Source organism: Pseudomonas sp. Tav-5-1A (genome assembly GCF_055755055.1).
The window spans coordinates 1,679,510-1,695,545 of record NZ_CM146901.1; the positions used below are offsets into that span (position 1 = coordinate 1,679,510).

9 protein-coding genes are annotated in these 16,036 nt (G+C 67.7%); 3 read left to right on the top strand and 6 right to left on the bottom strand.

What is annotated here, in order from left to right:
* Positions 1–3 precede the first annotated feature (3 nt).
* The 4 genes from AC0J42_RS07510 to mnmC all read right to left on the bottom strand — a co-directional run bounded on the left by AC0J42_RS07510 (position 4) and on the right by mnmC (position 6,312).
* Complete coding sequence (locus AC0J42_RS07510) at positions 4–1,083, bottom strand: lipocalin-like domain-containing protein (protein ID WP_473005673.1); 1,080 nt, start codon at positions 1,081–1,083, stop codon at positions 4–6.
* Positions 1,073–3,517: an ABC transporter permease gene (locus tag AC0J42_RS07515; RefSeq protein WP_473005674.1), complete on the bottom strand. Its 2,445-nt coding sequence runs from the start codon at positions 3,515–3,517 to the stop codon at positions 1,073–1,075. The genes AC0J42_RS07510 and AC0J42_RS07515 overlap by 11 nt, the downstream gene beginning before the upstream one ends.
* A 1-nt stretch (position 3,518) precedes the next feature.
* A complete protein-coding gene (locus tag AC0J42_RS07520) occupies positions 3,519–4,178 on the bottom strand; it encodes an ABC transporter ATP-binding protein (RefSeq protein ID WP_473005675.1) in 660 nt (219 codons plus the stop codon).
* 160 nt (positions 4,179–4,338) lie between these two features.
* Entirely contained in the window at positions 4,339–6,312 is a 1,974-nt protein-coding gene (gene mnmC / locus AC0J42_RS07525; RefSeq protein WP_473005676.1) for a bifunctional tRNA (5-methylaminomethyl-2-thiouridine)(34)-methyltransferase MnmC2/FAD-dependent 5-carboxymethylaminomethyl-2-thiouridine(34) oxidoreductase MnmC1, read from the bottom strand.
* A 118-nt stretch (positions 6,313–6,430) separates the two neighbouring features.
* Here mnmC and AC0J42_RS07530 point away from each other — a divergent pair, with 118 nt between their 5' ends.
* The 3 genes from AC0J42_RS07530 (at position 6,431) to AC0J42_RS07540 (ending at position 14,317) form a co-directional block, all read left to right on the top strand.
* On the top strand, positions 6,431–10,720 hold the full coding sequence (locus AC0J42_RS07530; RefSeq protein ID WP_473005677.1) for a dermonecrotic toxin domain-containing protein: 4,290 nt from the start codon (positions 6,431–6,433) through the stop codon (positions 10,718–10,720).
* Positions 10,721–10,762: 42 nt separating this feature from the next.
* Positions 10,763–12,253: a polyphosphate:AMP phosphotransferase gene (gene pap, locus AC0J42_RS07535; RefSeq protein WP_416422998.1), complete on the top strand. Its 1,491-nt coding sequence runs from the start codon at positions 10,763–10,765 to the stop codon at positions 12,251–12,253.
* Positions 12,254–13,135: 882 nt separating this feature from the next.
* Positions 13,136–14,317 (top strand): thiolase family protein, encoded by a 1,182-nt coding sequence (locus AC0J42_RS07540; protein WP_473005679.1) that lies wholly within the window; start codon positions 13,136–13,138, stop codon positions 14,315–14,317.
* Positions 14,318–14,321: 4 nt separating this feature from the next.
* On the opposite strand, the gene AC0J42_RS07545 is transcribed toward AC0J42_RS07540, so the two are convergent.
* Positions 14,322–14,507, bottom strand: coding sequence for a DUF6316 family protein (locus AC0J42_RS07545; RefSeq protein WP_473005680.1), 186 nt, complete (start codon positions 14,505–14,507; stop codon positions 14,322–14,324).
* A 131-nt stretch (positions 14,508–14,638) separates the two neighbouring features.
* Positions 14,639–16,033 (bottom strand): class II fumarate hydratase, encoded by a 1,395-nt coding sequence (locus AC0J42_RS07550; protein WP_416423002.1) that lies wholly within the window; start codon positions 16,031–16,033, stop codon positions 14,639–14,641.
* Between the last annotated feature and the right edge of the window lie 3 nt (positions 16,034–16,036).

A 16,036-nucleotide genomic window follows, 5' to 3' on the forward strand; every position in this document is an offset into this window, starting at 1 on the left:
CCCTCAATACCCCGTCATTTCCAGATAACCCTGGCCACCGTGGCTGCCCTCCAGCCGCACTGGGCCCTCCCAATACGGCGGTTCCACCTTCATCCAGACCTCAGGGTTCAGGGCGTGCAGTTGCACGTCCAGGCCATGGCTAGCGATGCGCAGGTGCCAGCGCGTGGGCGCCTGGTGGCCGTCGAGGGTGGCCACGGGCGCCGAGGCCTGGAGTTCGACCTGGCCGCTGGCCAGGGGCTGGCCGTGGCCGTCGGGGCTGATCCAGTTGCCGCTGATGAAGTCTGCGCCGTCTTGCTGCCGCAGGCGGAACAGCATCACCTGGCTGCCGTCGTCCAGGTGCAGGGCGAACCAGTCCCAGCCTTGCTGGTTGGCGGCCAGGGGCTGGCTGCTCCATTCGCGGTCCAGCCAGGCCTGGCCGCTGACCTGCCACTGTTGCCCTTGGGCCTGGATATTGCCGCTGGCCTGGTAGAAGGGTTGGCTGTAATACCAGGAGGCCTGGCCCTGTAACGACTTGCGGCTGTAACCGTGGTCGCCCTGCAGCACCAGCGGCTTGTCGGCCTGTAGTGTCAGGTCGTAGCTGAAGTCGGCACCGTGGGCGCGCATGCGCAGGTTGCCGAGGTTGTCGGTGGCCGGTTCGTGGGCTTCCAGTTGCCAGTCATCGATCCAGGCGGCGAAGGGCTGCGCCTGCACCCCGGCCTGGCCGGTGCCGCCACGGGCCAGGGCCTGGGCGCTGTGCTGGAAGTGGGCGCCGGTGAGTGCGGCGTGGGCCAGCCAGAGGGTCTTGTGGCTCCAGCCGGCGGGCTCGGCACCGGGCGCCAGGGCGCTGCGGAACAGGGTCCACTGGGCGCCGAAGGTTTCGCCGCTGGCGGCCTTGAGGTTGGCGGTCACGTACCACCATTCGATTCGGTAGCCGGGGTGGGCGCCGTGGTCGCGGGGGAACACCAGCGGCGCGCCGCGGGTGACCTGGGCGAAGCCCTGGCCCTCGGCACCCAGGCCGGCGAAGCCCTGGGGCGGTGGTGCAGGCTGGTCGCATGCGGCCAGGCCCAGCAACAGGGTCAGCGCCAGCGCGCTTCTAGCGTTCATCGGCGAATACCCGCAGCAGGTCCGCAGGCTTGCTGCGCAGCAGGCGCACCAGCGGCCAAATGGATGCCAGGACTGTGGCCAGCAGTGCCCAGCCCAGCAGTTGCAGCAGCTGCAGCGGGAACACTTGCAGCGGCAGGCGCCAGCCGAAGGCCTGGACGTTGACCACCGCCACCAGGCACCAGGCCAGCAGAATGCCCAGGGGCATGGCCAGCAGCAGGGTCAGCAGGCTCATCAGCCAGGTCTGCGCCAGGTTGAGCAGGATCAGTTGCCGCCGGCCTACGCCCAAGGCCCATAGCGGCGCCAGGTGGCCCAGGCGGTTGTCGCTCTGGGTCAGCAGGCTGATGAACAGGGCCAGGGCGGCCACGCCCAGGGTCAGGCTGTCCAGGGCCGTGGTGGCGCTGAAGGTGCGCTCGAACACTTGCACGGCCCAGCGCTTGAGCTGGCCCTGATCGACCACGCGGCTGTCGTCCAGGGCAAAGCTTGCCAGGAGTTCGGCCTTGAGCGCCGGCACGGCCTGGGGCGGCAGGCGCAGGGCCAGGCGCGTGGGGCCTTCGGTCGGCCATAGGCGTTGCCAGGTGGCGGCGCTGAGCAGCACGTGGCCCTTGGGGTTACCGTAGTCGGCGTAGATGCCCACCACGGTCAGTGGCTCGCTGGCCGCCTGCCCCGGCACCTGTAGGCGGTCGCCAATGCCGATGCGCAGGTGGCGGGCCAGTTGCTCGCTGAGCATCAGGCTGGGGCTGTCGAACAAATCGTCCCAGGGAGCACCGGCGGCTTGTTGCAGCAGCGGCCAGTGATCGCGGTACAGCGGGTCATCGATGACGCCGTGTACCTCGACTGGCCAGCCCTGCACCTTGATGTCCTGCTCGCGGCCGGGCAACACCCGCGTCACGTCGCTCCGCTGCGCCAGCCACGCCTGTATGCGGGCGGTCTGGCTGGCGTCGGTGGGGCGCACGTACAGCTCGGCCACCAGGCGCTGCTCCAGCCAGTGGGTGAAGGTATGGCGGAAACCCTCGGTCATGCTCGAGGCGCCGATGTTGGTCGCCATGGCCAGCAGCAGGGCCATCAGCGCCTGGCTCAAGGCCGGCAACTGCTGGCGGCAGTCGGCGAGAAACCACTGGGCCAGGGGGCGGGCGGGGCGCAACGTGGCCAACAGGCCATCGAGCAGCACCGGCAGGGCCAGCGCTGCGGCCAGCAGCAGGCAGGCCAGCAGGGCGAAGCCGGCCGCCAGGCTGTCACCGCGCCAGGCCAGCAGCAACGCCGCCAGCCCCAGCAGCAACGCGGCATAGCCTTGGCGCCGCAGCCACTGGCCGTGGGCACTGCGCCAGGCTTCCTGGGCGGCCAGCGCCAACAGTGGCAGGCGGGCGGCGCGCCACAGGCTTTGTGCCCCGGCCAGCAACGCGCCGGCCAGGCTCAGGCCAATGGCGCCCAGCCACCAGCCGGCACCGAGGCTGAGCTGGCTGCCCACCTCGGCGCCGTACAGGCCACGCAGGCTGGCGGCGACGTCGGGCAGCAGGGCGCTGGCCAGCGCGTAGCCGCTGAGCACGCCGGCAACGGCCCCCAGCAGGGCCAGCAGCGTCAGCTCCAGCACCAGCGCCGTCACCAGCGTGGCCAGGCCCACGCCGCAGGCGCGCAGGGTGCGCAGCAAGCCACGCCGCTGTTCCAGCGCCAGGCCAATGGCCGCCTGGGCAATGAACAGGCCGACCACGAACGACAGCAGGCCCAGGGCAGCAAGGTTCAGGTGCAGGGCCTCGGTCAGGCGCTGCATGTCCTGGCCCGGGTCGCTGTGATCGATGCGCAGCTGCGCGCCGAGGTCGGGCGGCAGGGCGGCCGTGAAGTCGGCGGGCAGCAGCAGGCGCGACAACCGCTCGGGGGCCTGCAACACGGCCTGGGCGTGACCAATGTCCATCAGCAGCACCCCGGGCGCCATGTCGTCCCGGGCATGCAGCGGGGGCAGCGTGTCGTTGAGGCGGCTGCCGTCGGCAACGCCCAGGGCGTCGAGGGTCTGGCGCGACACCCAGGTTTGCCCAGGGTCGCCGATGAACGCGTACAGCTCATCCGCGGTCGGCACCTGCCCGGCCAGGGCGGTGCGAGGTGGCAGGCTCAGCGGGTCGATGCCGGTGACTTGCAGGCGCTGCCCGTTGAGGTCCAGCCGGCCCTGCAGCAAGGGCGACACCGGCCAGCCCTGGCGGCGCAGGCTGACGAACAGCGCCTGGGGCAGGCGTTCGCCCTGGGTCGGCACCAGGCTGGCCTGCGCCTGGCCGCCAATCAAGGCGCTGGCCTGGGCGTAGCTGGCGCGGGCCTGGCCGTTGAGGGCCTGCACGCCAATCAGCAGGGCCGTGGCCAGCCACAGCCCGGCCAGCACGCTGGCCAGTTGCACCGGGTGTTTGCGCCAGTGGCTCAATAGCGTGCACAGGGCCCAGTGCAGGGTGGGCATGTCAGTTGCCCTGCACGCGGCCGGCCTTGAGCACCACGCGCCGTTGCAGGCGCGCGGCGATGGCCGAACTGTGGGTGACCATCAGCAGGCTGCAGCCGCTGTCGGCCTGCAGCTGCAGTAGTAGGTCGAGCACCTGGGTGCTGGTGTGCTCGTCGAGGTTGCCGGTAGGCTCGTCGGCCAACAGCAATGCCGGGCGCGAGGCCAGGGCGCGGCCCAGCGCCACCCGCTGCTGCTGGCCGCCGGAGAGTTGTTCGGGGTAGCGCGCCAGCAGTGCGGTGAGGCCCAGGCGTTCGGCCAGCTCGCCTTGCCAGGCCGGGTCGTGGCGGCCGGCCAGGCGCGCCTGGAAGGCCAGGTTGTCGGCCACGGTGAGGCTGGTGACCAGGTTGAACTGCTGGAAGATCAGGCCGATACCGCTGCGCCGCCAGGCAGCCAATTGGCGTTCGCCCAATTTTTCCAGCGCCTGGCCGTTCACGTCGATGTGGCCGCGGTCAGCCCGGTCCAGGCCGGCCACCAGGTGCAGCAGGGTGCTCTTGCCACTGCCCGACTCGCCCATCAACGCCAGGCTCTGGCCCTGTTCCAGCTGCAGGTCGACGCCGGCCAGCACGGGCAGCGGGCCCTGGGGCGTGGGGTAGGATTTGTGCAGTTGGGTGACGCGCAGCATGGGACTGTCCGTGGGTGACGCCGGCCCCCAGCATCCCTCACCGGCAGTGGCCGGCACAAGCACCGTAGCCGCAACTGTCTTTGTGGGAGCTGGCTTGCCAGCGAGTTTTTAGGGCCTCAACAGCTCGCTGGCAAGCCAGCTCCCACAACAGCGGCCGCTGCTACGCCTTGCCTTTCACCAGGTTGCGCACCCAGAAGCGGTTGGGGTGGCAGGCTTCGGCCACGGCGCGCGGCACCGGCAGGGCTTCGTCGTCCAGCCAGGCGGCGATCAGCTCGCCGCTCAGCGGCGCGGTGATCAGGCCGCGCGAGCCATGGCCACTGTTCACGTACAGGCCAGGCAGCCATGGGCAGGGCAGGGCGGGCACCTGGCGGGCGTCGCGGGCGAGGATGGCGTAGGTGCTGGCAAACGCCTCGCGGTCGGCCACCGGGCCAACGATGGGCAGGTAGTCGGGGCTGGTGCAACGGAACGCCGCGCGGCCCTGCCACTGCTCGGCGGGCAGGTCGGCAACCCCCAGGCGCGTGGCCAGGTCGGGGGAGATCTCGTCGAGCATCGCCAGGTTGCCCTGGTGCTCGGCCAGGGTGGGGGTGAGGTCATCGTTGTGGAAATCGAAGCTGGCGCCCAGGGTGTGCTCGCCCAGCCGCGCGGGCGCCACGTAGCCCTCGGCGCACACCACGGTGGCCAGCGCGGCGCTGGCGGCGGTCTCGGCCAGCCGGGTGATCTGCCCGCGGATGCGCTTGAGCGGCAGTTGCGCGGTCTGCTCCACCTCGCGCACCTGGGCCGCTGTGCACAGCACCGCCGCCGGTGCGCTGGCCAGCAGGCGCTCGCCGTCCCAGGCTTGCCACTGGCCGTCGACGTGGCGCAGTTGCAGGACGTCGTGATGCACCAGCAGCGTTACCCCTGGCTGCGCCGCCTGGAACTGGCACAGCGCCGGTGGGTGCACCCAGCCGCCTTCCGGGAAGTACAGGCCGCCGCTGGGCAACTGTACACCGGCCCGGGCCTGGGCTTCCTCGCGGCTCAGCACCTGCAACAGCTGCGGGTCGAAGGCCGTGGCCAGTTGCGCCTGGCGCTGGGCTTCCTTGGCGTCGAACGCCAGCTGCAGCACGCCGCAGGCGTCCCAGTCGCGGCCGCGCTGCAAGCGCTCCAGCAGCCGGAGGGTGTGGCCGAAACCGCTGAGAATCAGCTGCGACAGTGCCGTGCCGTGGGCCGACAGCTTGAGGTAAAGCACACCCTGGGGGTTGCCCGACGCCTCCTCGGCTACGGCGCCGTGACGCTCCAGCAGGCTGACCCGCCAGCCGCGCGCGGCCAGGCTGGCCGCCGTGGCGCAGCCCGCCAGGCCGGCGCCGACGACCAGCACGTGGCGTTCGCCTGTTGGGTGCGGCGGGCGAGCGAACCAGGGTTTGACGCGTGGCACGGGCGGCCCCATGAAGCCCTCGAACCTGCCCCGCGACACCTCCCATTTCTTGCCGATACCGGGGATACGTTTCATCTTGTAGCCGACCGCGATCAGCCCGCGGCGCACCCAGCCGGTGCTGGTGAAAGTGCCCAGGGTGGAACCTGGTGCGGCCAGGCGAGCCAATTCCGCGAACAGCTCGGGCGTCCACATTTCCGGGTTCTTCGCCGGCGCGAAGCCGTCCAGGAACCAGGCATCGACCTGGGCGTCCAGCTGCGGCAGTTGCTCCAGGACGTCGCCGATCAGCAGCGTCAGGGTCACCCGCCCGCCGTCGAACACCAGGCGCTGGAAGCCGGCATGGATACCCACGTACTGCTCCAGCAGCGGCGCGGTGAACGCCGCCAGTTCCGGCCACAGCGCCAGGGCGCGGCTCAGGTCGGCGTGGCTGAGCGGGTATTTCTCCACGCTGATGAACTGCAGGCGCGCACCGGGGGCGGCGCGTTCGGCGAACAGCTGCCAGGCGCAGAAGAAATTCAGCCCGGTGCCGAAGCCGGTCTCGCCGATCACCAGGCGCTGGCCGTCGCCCAGCGCGCTGAAACGCGTGGTCAGGTCGTTCTGGTCGATAAACACATGGCGCGTCTCCTCCAGGCCGGAAGCGGCGAAATAGACGTCGCCGTAGTGGCGCGAGGTGGGGCGGCCCAGGTCGTCCCAGTCGATCTGGGCGTGCAGCGGTTCGGTACTCATGTTCGGCTCGGCGACAGACAAGCGCCCATGATAACGGCGGGTGGTGTTTATTGCCGCCTTTTAGCCGGGAAGCGCTTGGTAGGGTGGCGGTCATTCAACGCCATCGCAAGGAGCGAGCATGAATCCCCAGGAGACTTTTCTTATTCCGGTTGCCCAGGAAGGCGACTTCAAGGCGCGCAATCACGCTCGCGTCGTCGCCGCCAGCCTGCCCCGCTGGTTGCTGGACGCGCCACCGGACGTGCAGGCGGCGTTGCGCGCCAGCCAAGTCCGCAGCCAGGTCGCCCGCCAGGCATTGACCGAGTGGCTGGCGCCGTTGCCAGGCCTGGAAACCTTCGCCCAGACCCGTCTGGAGGCAGCACTGCAGCCGCTGATCGGTCAAGTCGATGTACGCAAACACATATTGGCTCGCAAGAAGGACATCACCTCGCTGGGCGTGCCACGCCTGCAGATGACTCGTCAGACCCTGTTGCACGCCGCGCTGCAGAACTTCGTCGAAAACGAAGCTTTCCTGGAAGGCTCGCTGGTGCTGCCCGACCATGCCCTGGTGCTGGAAGACGCGGGCATGAGCTACCGCGTCAACCCTGGCAGCGCCCTGGCCATCACTGCGGCGCAGTTCGCGCGGTTGTGCCGCACGCAGGACATCGGCGGTGCGTATCAACTGCAGCTCAAGCAGTATTTCAGCCCCAGCGCGCAGGCCGAGCGCGTCGAGGCATTGTTCACCGACAATGACCGTCACAGCCTGGAGGTGCTGGCGCACATCGGGCATCTGCGCAAGCATCTCAGCGAACCGGCCTACCGCATGCTGCTGGACCTGGCCGCCGGCCGGCCCGCTACCTGGCACCAACGGCCAGTGCGCGCCAGCGCCTTGCGCATGATGCACAGCTCGACCTTCGACGGGGGCGACCTGCACGGGCCGCTGTTGCTGGATACAACCGACCACGGTCCTTGCGTGCTGTACCTGCCCCAGGAGCCGGAGCAGCCGCTCCAGGAGTTCGCCTCGCTGCAGGCTGCCCATGACGCCCTTCGGAACAAGCTCCGCGCCCCGGCCTACCTGCGTTACTGGCAGCGCTTTGTCAGCCATGCTCACCTTGCCCCGTTCCTGGACCACCTCAAGGACCGCCTGACGCCACTGGTCACCACCTTTCCCGCGACTCCCCGGCGAGCCCCCGACCCCGAGGCCAACCTGTTCCTGGAGCGGGTTGCGCTGACCGGGCCGTTGTTCGCTGCGGTGCATGCCCGTCGCGTGGCACGCGTGCTGGACGACGGCCGCACCCTGGCCATGCCTACCGCCGAAGTCGACCAGCAGCAGCGCGATGAGCGCAACCGCAGCTGGCTGAGTGCGGGCCTGGAGTTGCTGGGAGTGGTGGCATTATTCATCCCCGGCGTGGGTGAGTTGATGCTGGCCTGCGCTGCGGCGCAGCTGGTGTACGAGGTATACACCGGGGTGCAGGACTGGCGCCATGGCGACGCCGATGCCGCCGCGACCCATGCGCTAGGCGTGGCTGAAAACCTGGCGTTGCTGGCGGTAATGAGCGCCGGGACCGCGCTGGCTGCACGCCCGCGGGTGCCTATGTGGCCCCAGGGTGCGGCATTCGATGAGTTGCAGCCGCTGCGACTGCCCAGTGGTGCCGAACGCCTGTTGCGCCCGACCTTGGACGGCTATGCGCAACGCCTGGCACTGCCCGGCGACCTGCCGCTCAATGATGATCTGGTGATGGAGTATCTGGACCAGGAATACGTGCTGATCCAGGGGCGCCCCTACGCGGTGCGCTTCGACGGCGACCGCCAGGCCTGGCGGGTCATTCATCCTGAGGATCACAACGCCTACCAGCCGCTCGTCACGGAGGACTCGGGCGTGTGGCAACTGGAGTCCGAGCAGGCCGAGGCTGTCACTGGACGCAGCCTGCGCACCCTGCTGGATGGTCCGGCGGCGCACCTGGACAGCCAAGGGCTGGGCCTGGCGATGCGCTGTGCCGGGGTGGAGCCCGAGCTGCTTGACCAGGTGTTTTACCGCGGCACCCGCGCCTCGGCGCTGCTGACTGATACGCTTGAACGTTTCGATATTGACCTGGCCATCAGCCAACACCGCCAGGGGCTGGAGGTGACGCGTTCGAGCCTGGCCTACAAGCTGGCGGAAACCTTCCAGGCCGAGGCCCAGGGCAGCGACGACAACGCACTGTTCAAGGCGCTGTACGATGACTCCCATTTCGGCAGTGACCTTGCCAACGGCGTGGTGCGTCGCGACTTTCCCTCGCTGCCGGTGGCGGTGGCCGAGGAACTGTTGCGCAAGCTTAGCCCGAAGGCGCGGTTGGCTCTCGCCCAGGCTCAGCGGTTGCCGCTGGCAGTGGCTGAGCAGGCGCGTCTTCACCAACAGGCATTGCGCCTGAATCGCGCCCTCGAGGGGCTGTGCCGGGCACGCCTGGCGACGCCCGACAGCGCTGTACTGGCGGGCAACTTCAGGAAGCGCCTCGGGGCGCAGGCCAGTGCCGCCCAGATACGAGACGCGGCCCTGGCCGACCGCGAGCAATGTGCCCGCTGGCTGAAGCAGCAACCGCCGGCGGCGTTCTTCAGTGCCCCGGCACGTGACGAACTGGGCCGCTGGGGGTATGGAATGTCTGGCCGCAGGGCGGGCGAATTGCCTGCTGACAACCCCAGCCAGAACCATATGGTCAGCAGGGTACGCGCGTTGTTCCCGGCGCTGGGCAGGCCTCAGGCCCTGGAGTACCTGCGTTACATCCACCGTTTCGGCCGCCGCTATGATGATGCCCTGGCCATCCTCGATGCGCACCAGGCCGAGTATCAGCAGCTGGATATCTACTTGCAGCTGTGGGTTGAAGCTCAGCCGTCGGCAGAGGCGCTGCGCCGCTTCAACGGCGACCTGCTGGAATTGCAGCACCAGCGCCGCGACGTGCGCTCGCGCCTGCTGATGACCTGGCGGCGCAATGGCCCCGACGAATTCCCCCACGAGTTGAACAACCCGGCGCTGGACCTCAGCGGTTTGTCGCTGCTGGAGCTGCCGCCGCTGATGCATGCTTTCAACTTCATCGCGCGCCTGGACCTGAGCCACAGTCACCTGAGCGCGGAAGGCCTGGGCGAATTGCTGCTCAATTTCCGTCAGTTGCGTGACCTGGACCTGAGCAACGCCGGGCTGCAGGTGTTGCCCGATCTATCACATCAGCGGGCCACCCTGCGCAACCTGGAGCTGGGCGGTAACCATCTGCTGCTGGACCAGGCGATGATGGATGAGCTGGGGCGCTTGCCGGCACTGCGCACGCTCTCGCTCAACGGCAACCTGTTGCTGGGCGTCACCCAGGCCAATGGCTTTGCGCGCCTGCGTAACCTGGACCTGGGCCATACTGCCCTGGGGAATTGGCCTGAGTGGGTGGCGACCCTGCCGCGCTTGCGTGCCTTGAATCTCACCAACACCGGGCTGGTGCAACTGCCCGAGCAACTCTGGACGCAGCAGGGGGAAGGCCGGCTGATCCAGGTGGACCTGCGCTCGAATCCTTTCCCGGCGCCGCTGCGCAGGCGTATCGTTGGCCGGGCGCTGGCCGGGCGCCTGTTCGACCTCTATTTCACCGAGCCCCCCGTGCCCTGGAGCGCCGAGCACCTGTCGAGCCCTTGGTTGCTGGGGCTCAACAGCGTCGATCATGAGGGCTACCTCAATGACTGGCGTGCGTTGATCGGCCACGGTCGTTCAGTGCGCTTTCTCAATGTGCTCGAAGACCTGCGCAGCACGCCGCAATACACCCTCGACCGGGTTGACCTGTCGCGGCGGGTGCTGGAGCTGGTGCAGCGTGCGGTACGCATTCCAACCTTGCGCACGCGTCTGTTCGATATCGCCCGCGTCGCGGCTGGCAGCGAGGATGCGACGGTGCTGACCTTCAGCGACCTGGAAATGGCGGCTTTCGGATTCGAGCCCGCCGACCCCGAGCTCAACCCACAATCCGGGCAACTGCTGTACAGCCGCTTGCGCTCGATGTTCCGGGACCAGCAGATCCACGACTACGCCACCCGACTGGTGTTTGGCGACTTGAGAATACCCGGGCTGCTGGCCCAGGAGCCTACCGTGCGCCTGCAGCTGCGTGCGACCCTGGGTGAGCATTTCGCCATGCCGGCGCACCCCCTGCGCGGCCCGGTTCCCGGCACCGCCCTGCTTGATGGCGTGCAGGTCGAGGCTGCACGGCAAGCGCTGGTGGCCGCCGAACAAGGCGAGGATTTCATCCAATACCTGATCAGCCGGCAGCAGTGGGTTGCCCACTTGATGCGCAACCACTCTATGGAAATCAACGCTGTCCTGGCGCCGTTCGAAGCCGTGGGGGACTGGCCAGGGCGTGACCAGGCCCGGGAGGCAATCTTTGCCCACCTGACGCGCGCCGAGCGCGGGGATAACCCTTCGGCGGGCTGATGCGCTACGCTCCAGGCACTAGCTGCCAAGGAGCCCATGCTTATGTTCGAGTCCGCCGAAATCGGCCATGCCATCGACAAGGAGACCTACGACGCCGAGGTGCCCGCTTTGCGCGAGGCCTTGCTGGAAGCGCAGAACGAGCTCAAGGAACAGGCGCGCTTCCCGGTGATCGTGCTGATCAATGGCATCGAGGGGGCGGGCAAGGGCGAGACCGTCAAGCTGCTCAATGAGTGGATGGACCCACGGCTGATCGAAGTGCGTTCCTTCGATCAGCAGACCGACGAGGAACTGGCCCGGCCGCCGGCCTGGCGCTACTGGCGCCAGTTGCCGGCCAAGGGCAAGATCGGCGTGTTCTTCGGCAACTGGTACAGCCAGATGATCCAGGGCCGCGTGCACCGCGAGTTCAAGGACGCGGTGCTGGACCAGGCCATCAATGGTGCCGAGCGCCTGGAGCAGATGCTCTGCGACGAAGGTGCGCTGATCTTCAAGTTCTGGTTCCACCTGTCCAAGAAGCAGATGAAGGCGCGCCTCAAGGCCCTGCAGGACGACCCGCTGCACAGCTGGCGCATCAGCCCGCTGGACTGGCAGCAATCGGAAACCTACGACCGCTTCGTGCGCTTCGGTGAGCGCGTGCTGCGCCGCACCAGCCGCGAGTACGCGCCCTGGCACATCATCGAGGGCGTGGACCCACACTACCGCAGCCTCACCGTGGGCAAGCTGCTGCTCGAAGGCCTGCAGGCCGCACTCAAGGCCCCGACCGAGCCGGTGCACCAGAGCGTCGCGCCACTGGGCGTGAGCCTGGACGGCAAGAACCTGCTCGACAGCCTCGACCTGAGCCAGCAATTGGACAAGGATCACTACCGCAAGCAATTGACCGCCGAACAGGCGCGCCTGGCCGGCCTGCTGCGCGACAAGCGCATGCGCCGCCACGCCCTGGTGGCCGCGTTCGAAGGCAACGACGCCGCCGGCAAGGGCGGGGCCATTCGCCGGGTGTGCGCGGCCCTGGACCCGCGCCAGTACAACATCGTGCCCATCGCCGCGCCCAGCCAGGACGAGCTGGCGCAGCCTTACCTGTGGCGCTTCTGGCGGCAGATCCCGGCGCGGGGCAAGTTCACCATCTTCGACCGCAGCTGGTACGGGCGGGTGCTGGTGGAGCGGGTGGAGGGCCTGTGCAGCGATGTTGACTGGCTGCGTGCGTACGGTGAAATCAACGACTACGAAGAGCAACTGCACAACGCCGGCGTGGTGGTGGTGAAGTTCTGGCTGGCCATCGACAAACAGACCCAGCTGGAGCGTTTCCAGGCCCGCGAGGCGGTGCCCTACAAGCGCTTCAAGATCACCGAGGATGACTGGCGCAACCGCAAGAAATGGGACCAGTACCGCCAGGCCGTCGGCGACATGGTCGACCGCACCAGTACCGAACTGGCGCCGTGGACGTTGATTGAAGCCAATGATAAGCATTGGGCGCGGGTGAAGGTGTTGCGCACGATCAATGAGGCGTTGGAGGCGGCGTTCAAGCATGACAAGAAGTAGGTGGCGCTGCTGCGCGGCTGCGCTACCCGCTGCGCCGCAAGCTGCCTTTGATCTTGATCCCGTGAGGCCTTTGATCTTGATTGTGTGCCCCATAAAGCGCCAGGGCCGACTGGAGGCGTCGGCCAAGCGGGCTGAGGCGTAGCCGAAGAAGACGGAACCGGAGGCGCTTCTATTCCGGGCCGTCGGCCGCTTGGGCGACGCCGGAGGGAGGGGACCCGCAGCGAAGCGTAGGGACCAAGCAGGGGCAAGCCTTTTTTGGTTACTTTTTGAGGCGTTTGACAAAAAGTGAGCCGGCGTAAGGCCGGAAAGGTGAAGTGGCATCACCCGAAAAAATGGATATGTTCATGGTCTTCGAATCCCGCTTCGGCGATTTCGAACATATCCATTTTCGCGGTGCGACCACCGACCGTTTCGCCCTTACGGCGACTCACTTTTTTTCAAACGCCAAAAAAAGTAAGCAAAAAACGCTTGCCCCTGCTTGGGCCCTACGCTTCGCTACGGGTCCCCTCCTTCCGGCGCCGCTCAACGGGCAGACGGCACCCGCTATAGAAGCCTGCGGGTTACCGTCTCTTCGGCCTGCGGCCTCGGCCCTTCGGGCGGCCCGTTGATCGACGCCTCCAGTCGGCCCTGGCGCTTAACGGGGCCAAGATCAAAAGCAAGATCAAGATCAAAAGCCAGATCACAAGCCAGATCACAAGCCAGATCACAAGCCAGATCACAAGCCAGATCACAAGCAGATCAACAGCCGATCAACGGCAGATCATCTGCCTGGCAAACCCTTCGCGATGGCGCGGCATCAGGCGCCTCGATTATCGTCGCGGCAGCGCTACTCCGCACCTATGCTGGGTCACATTCCCGACAACGACAACAACGAGGTGTGGCATGCGTGAAGTGGTGATCGTCGACAGCGTGCGGACCGGCCTGGCCAAGTCCTTTCGCGGCAAGTTCAACCAGACCCGCCCCGATGACATGGCGGCTCATTGCGTCAACGCGCTGCTGTCGCGCAACGGCATCGACCCCGCCAGCGTCGAGGACTGTATCGTGGGGGCGGCGTCCAACGAGGGCGCCCAGGGTTTCAATATCGGCCGCAACGTGGCGGTGCTGTCTAAGCTGGGCACCGGCACCGCCGGCATGACCCTCAACCGTTTCTGCTCCTCGGGCCTGCAGGCCATCGCCATCGCGGCCAACCAGATTGCCTCGGGCTTCAGCGACATCATCGTCGCCGGCGGCGTGGAGTCCATCAGCCTGACCCTGCGCAGCGTCAACCAGGACCGCCTGCTCAACCCCACCCTGCAAGAGAGCTCGCCGGGCATCTACATGCCCATGGGCCTGACCGCCGAGGTGGTGGCCAAGCGTTACCAGGTCAGCCGCCAGGCCCAGGACGCCTACGCCCTGCAGAGCCAGCAACGCACCGCCCAGGCCCAGGTCGAAGGCCGCTTCGACGACGAGATCGTGGCCATGCACACCCGCTACCTGGTGGAAGACAAGGCCAGCGGCGAGCAGAAGTGGCAGGACGGCGTGGTCGACCGCGACGACTGCAACCGCCCCGACACTACCCTGGAAAGCCTGGCCAGCTTGAAGCCGGCGTTCAGCGAAGACGGTTCAGTAACCGCCGGCAACGCCTCGCAACTGTCGGATGGCGCTTCCATGACCCTGGTCATGAGCCTGGAACGTGCCCAAGCCCTGGGCCTGAAGCCGCGCGCTATCTTCCGCGGGTTTACCGTGGCCGGCTGCGAGCCGGACGAGATGGGCATTGGCCCGGTGTTCGCCGTGCCCAAGCTGCTGAAGGCGGCGGGTGTGAGCCTGCAGGACGTGGACCTGTGGGAGCTGAACGAGGCGTTTGCCTCCCAGTGCCTGTACTGCCGGGACCGCCTGGAAATCGACAACGCCAGGTACAACGTCAACGGCGGCTCGATTGCCATCGGCCACCCGTTCGGTATGACCGGCTCGCGGCAGGTGGGGCATATCGTGCGTGAACTGCAGCGGCAGAAGCTGCGCTATGGCGTGGTGACCATGTGCGTGGGCGGCGGCATGGGCGCGGCGGGGCTGTTCGAGGCGCTGTAAGCCTTCAGCCGTGGCGCTGCATGCGCTGGATATAGGCCTCGGTCTCCTGCGCCGCGAGCTCGCGGGTAGGGTAGGGGCCTTCCTGGGTGTTTTCCCGGGTGGTGAAGAAAAACTCGCCGTTGACCATGATCACCCGGTCACTGCGGTAGTGCACCGTGGGTACCGGGTCTTGCGCACGCTTGCCGTACATGGAAATTCCCCCAGGCTGGTTGCAATTATCTTATCCATTTCCCGACACCCGCATAGCTACCACCCGTCACCCCCGTAGCAGCGGCCATCAGGCCGCGTCACGGGCGCCGCGGTGTGCCAGGCGGAGCGCTGTCAGCCGGTCTTCCCTGATTCGAGCATGTTTTCCGGGCGCACCCACTGGTCGAACTCGGCGTCGGTGAGGTAACCCAGGTCCAGCGCCGCCTGGCGCAGGGTGAGGTTCTCGGCGTAGGCCTTCTTGGCGATCTGCGCGGCCTTGTCGTAGCCAATGTGCGGGTTCAACGCGGTCACCAGCATCAGCCCGCGCTCCAGGTGGTCGGCCATCTGTACCGGGTCGGGCTCCAGCCCGGCGATGCAGTGGGCCTGGAAGTTGCTGCAGCCGTCGGCCAGCAGGCGGATGGATTGCAGCAGGTTGTGGATGATCACCGGCTTGTACACGTTCAGTTGCAGGTGCCCTTGGCTGGCGGCAAAGCCGATGGCCACGTCGTTGCCCAGCACCTGGCAGGCCAGCATCGACAGCGCCTCGCACTGGGTGGGGTTGACCTTGCCGGGCATGATCGAGCTACCCGGTTCGTTGGCTGGCAATTTCACCTCGGCGATGCCTGCGCGGGGGCCGGAGCCCAGCAGGCGCAGGTCGTTGGCCAGCTTCATCAGGGCCACCGCCAGGGTTTTCAGGGCGCCAGCCAGGGTGGTCAGCGGTTCGTGGCCGGCCAGGGCGGCGAATTTGTTCGGCGCGGTGATGAACGGCAGCCCCGACAGCGCCGCCAGCTCGGCGGCGATGGCCTCGGAAAAACCGTGGGGCGCGTTCAAACCAGTGCCTACCGCCGTGCCGCCCTGGGCCAGTTCGCACACCGCCGGCAGCGCCGCGCGAATGGCGCGCTGGGCGTAATCGAGTTGCGCCACGTAGGCCGACAGTTCCTGGCCGAAGGTGATGGGCGTGGCGTCCATCATGTGCGTGCGCCCGGTCTTGACCAGGTGCATGTGCCGCGCCGCCAGTTCCGCCAGGCCCGCCGACAGCTCGGCGATGGCCGGCAGCAGGTCCTGGTTCACCGCCTGGGCGGCGGCGATGCTCATGGCCGTGGGGAAGCAGTCGTTGGAGCTCTGCGAACGGTTGACGTGGTCGTTCGGGTGCACCGGCGCCTTGCCGCCGCGGCCCTTGCCGGCCAGCTCGTTGGCGCGCCCGGCGATCACCTCGTTGACGTTCATGTTGCTCTGGGTGCCGCTGCCGGTCTGCCACACCACCAGGGGGAACTGGTCGTCGTGCTCGCCGCCCAGCACTTCGTCGGCCGCCTGTTCGATCAGCCGGGCGATGTCGGCCGGCAGGTCGCCGTTGCGGTCATTGACCCGCGCCGCGGCCTTCTTGATCAGCGCCAGGGCATGCAGCACCGCCAGGGGCATGCGCTGGTCGCCGATGGCGAAGTTGATCAGCGAGCGCTGGGTCTGGGCCCCCCAGTAGGCCTCGTCGGGAACTTCGATGGGGCCCAGGCTGTCAGTTTCTGTTCGGCTCATGCG

Excerpts from the sequence above, each read along its gene's own strand:
- AC0J42_RS07515 (WP_473005674.1), bottom strand. The coding sequence starts at position 3,517 with ATGCCCACCCTGCACTGGGCCCTGTGCACGCTATTGAGCCACTGGCGC.
- mnmC (WP_473005676.1), bottom strand. The coding sequence starts at position 6,312 with ATGAGTACCGAACCGCTGCACGCCCAGATCGACTGGGACGACCTGGGC.
- AC0J42_RS07540 (WP_473005679.1), top strand. The coding sequence starts at position 13,136 with ATGCGTGAAGTGGTGATCGTCGACAGCGTGCGGACCGGCCTGGCCAAG.
- pap (WP_416422998.1), top strand. The coding sequence starts at position 10,763 with ATGTTCGAGTCCGCCGAAATCGGCCATGCCATCGACAAGGAGACCTAC.
- AC0J42_RS07530 (WP_473005677.1), top strand. The coding sequence starts at position 6,431 with ATGAATCCCCAGGAGACTTTTCTTATTCCGGTTGCCCAGGAAGGCGAC.
- AC0J42_RS07550 (WP_416423002.1), bottom strand. The coding sequence starts at position 16,033 with ATGAGCCGAACAGAAACTGACAGCCTGGGCCCCATCGAAGTTCCCGAC.
- AC0J42_RS07520 (WP_473005675.1), bottom strand. The coding sequence starts at position 4,178 with ATGCTGCGCGTCACCCAACTGCACAAATCCTACCCCACGCCCCAGGGC.
- AC0J42_RS07545 (WP_473005680.1), bottom strand. The coding sequence starts at position 14,507 with ATGTACGGCAAGCGTGCGCAAGACCCGGTACCCACGGTGCACTACCGC.
- AC0J42_RS07510 (WP_473005673.1), bottom strand. The coding sequence starts at position 1,083 with ATGAACGCTAGAAGCGCGCTGGCGCTGACCCTGTTGCTGGGCCTGGCC.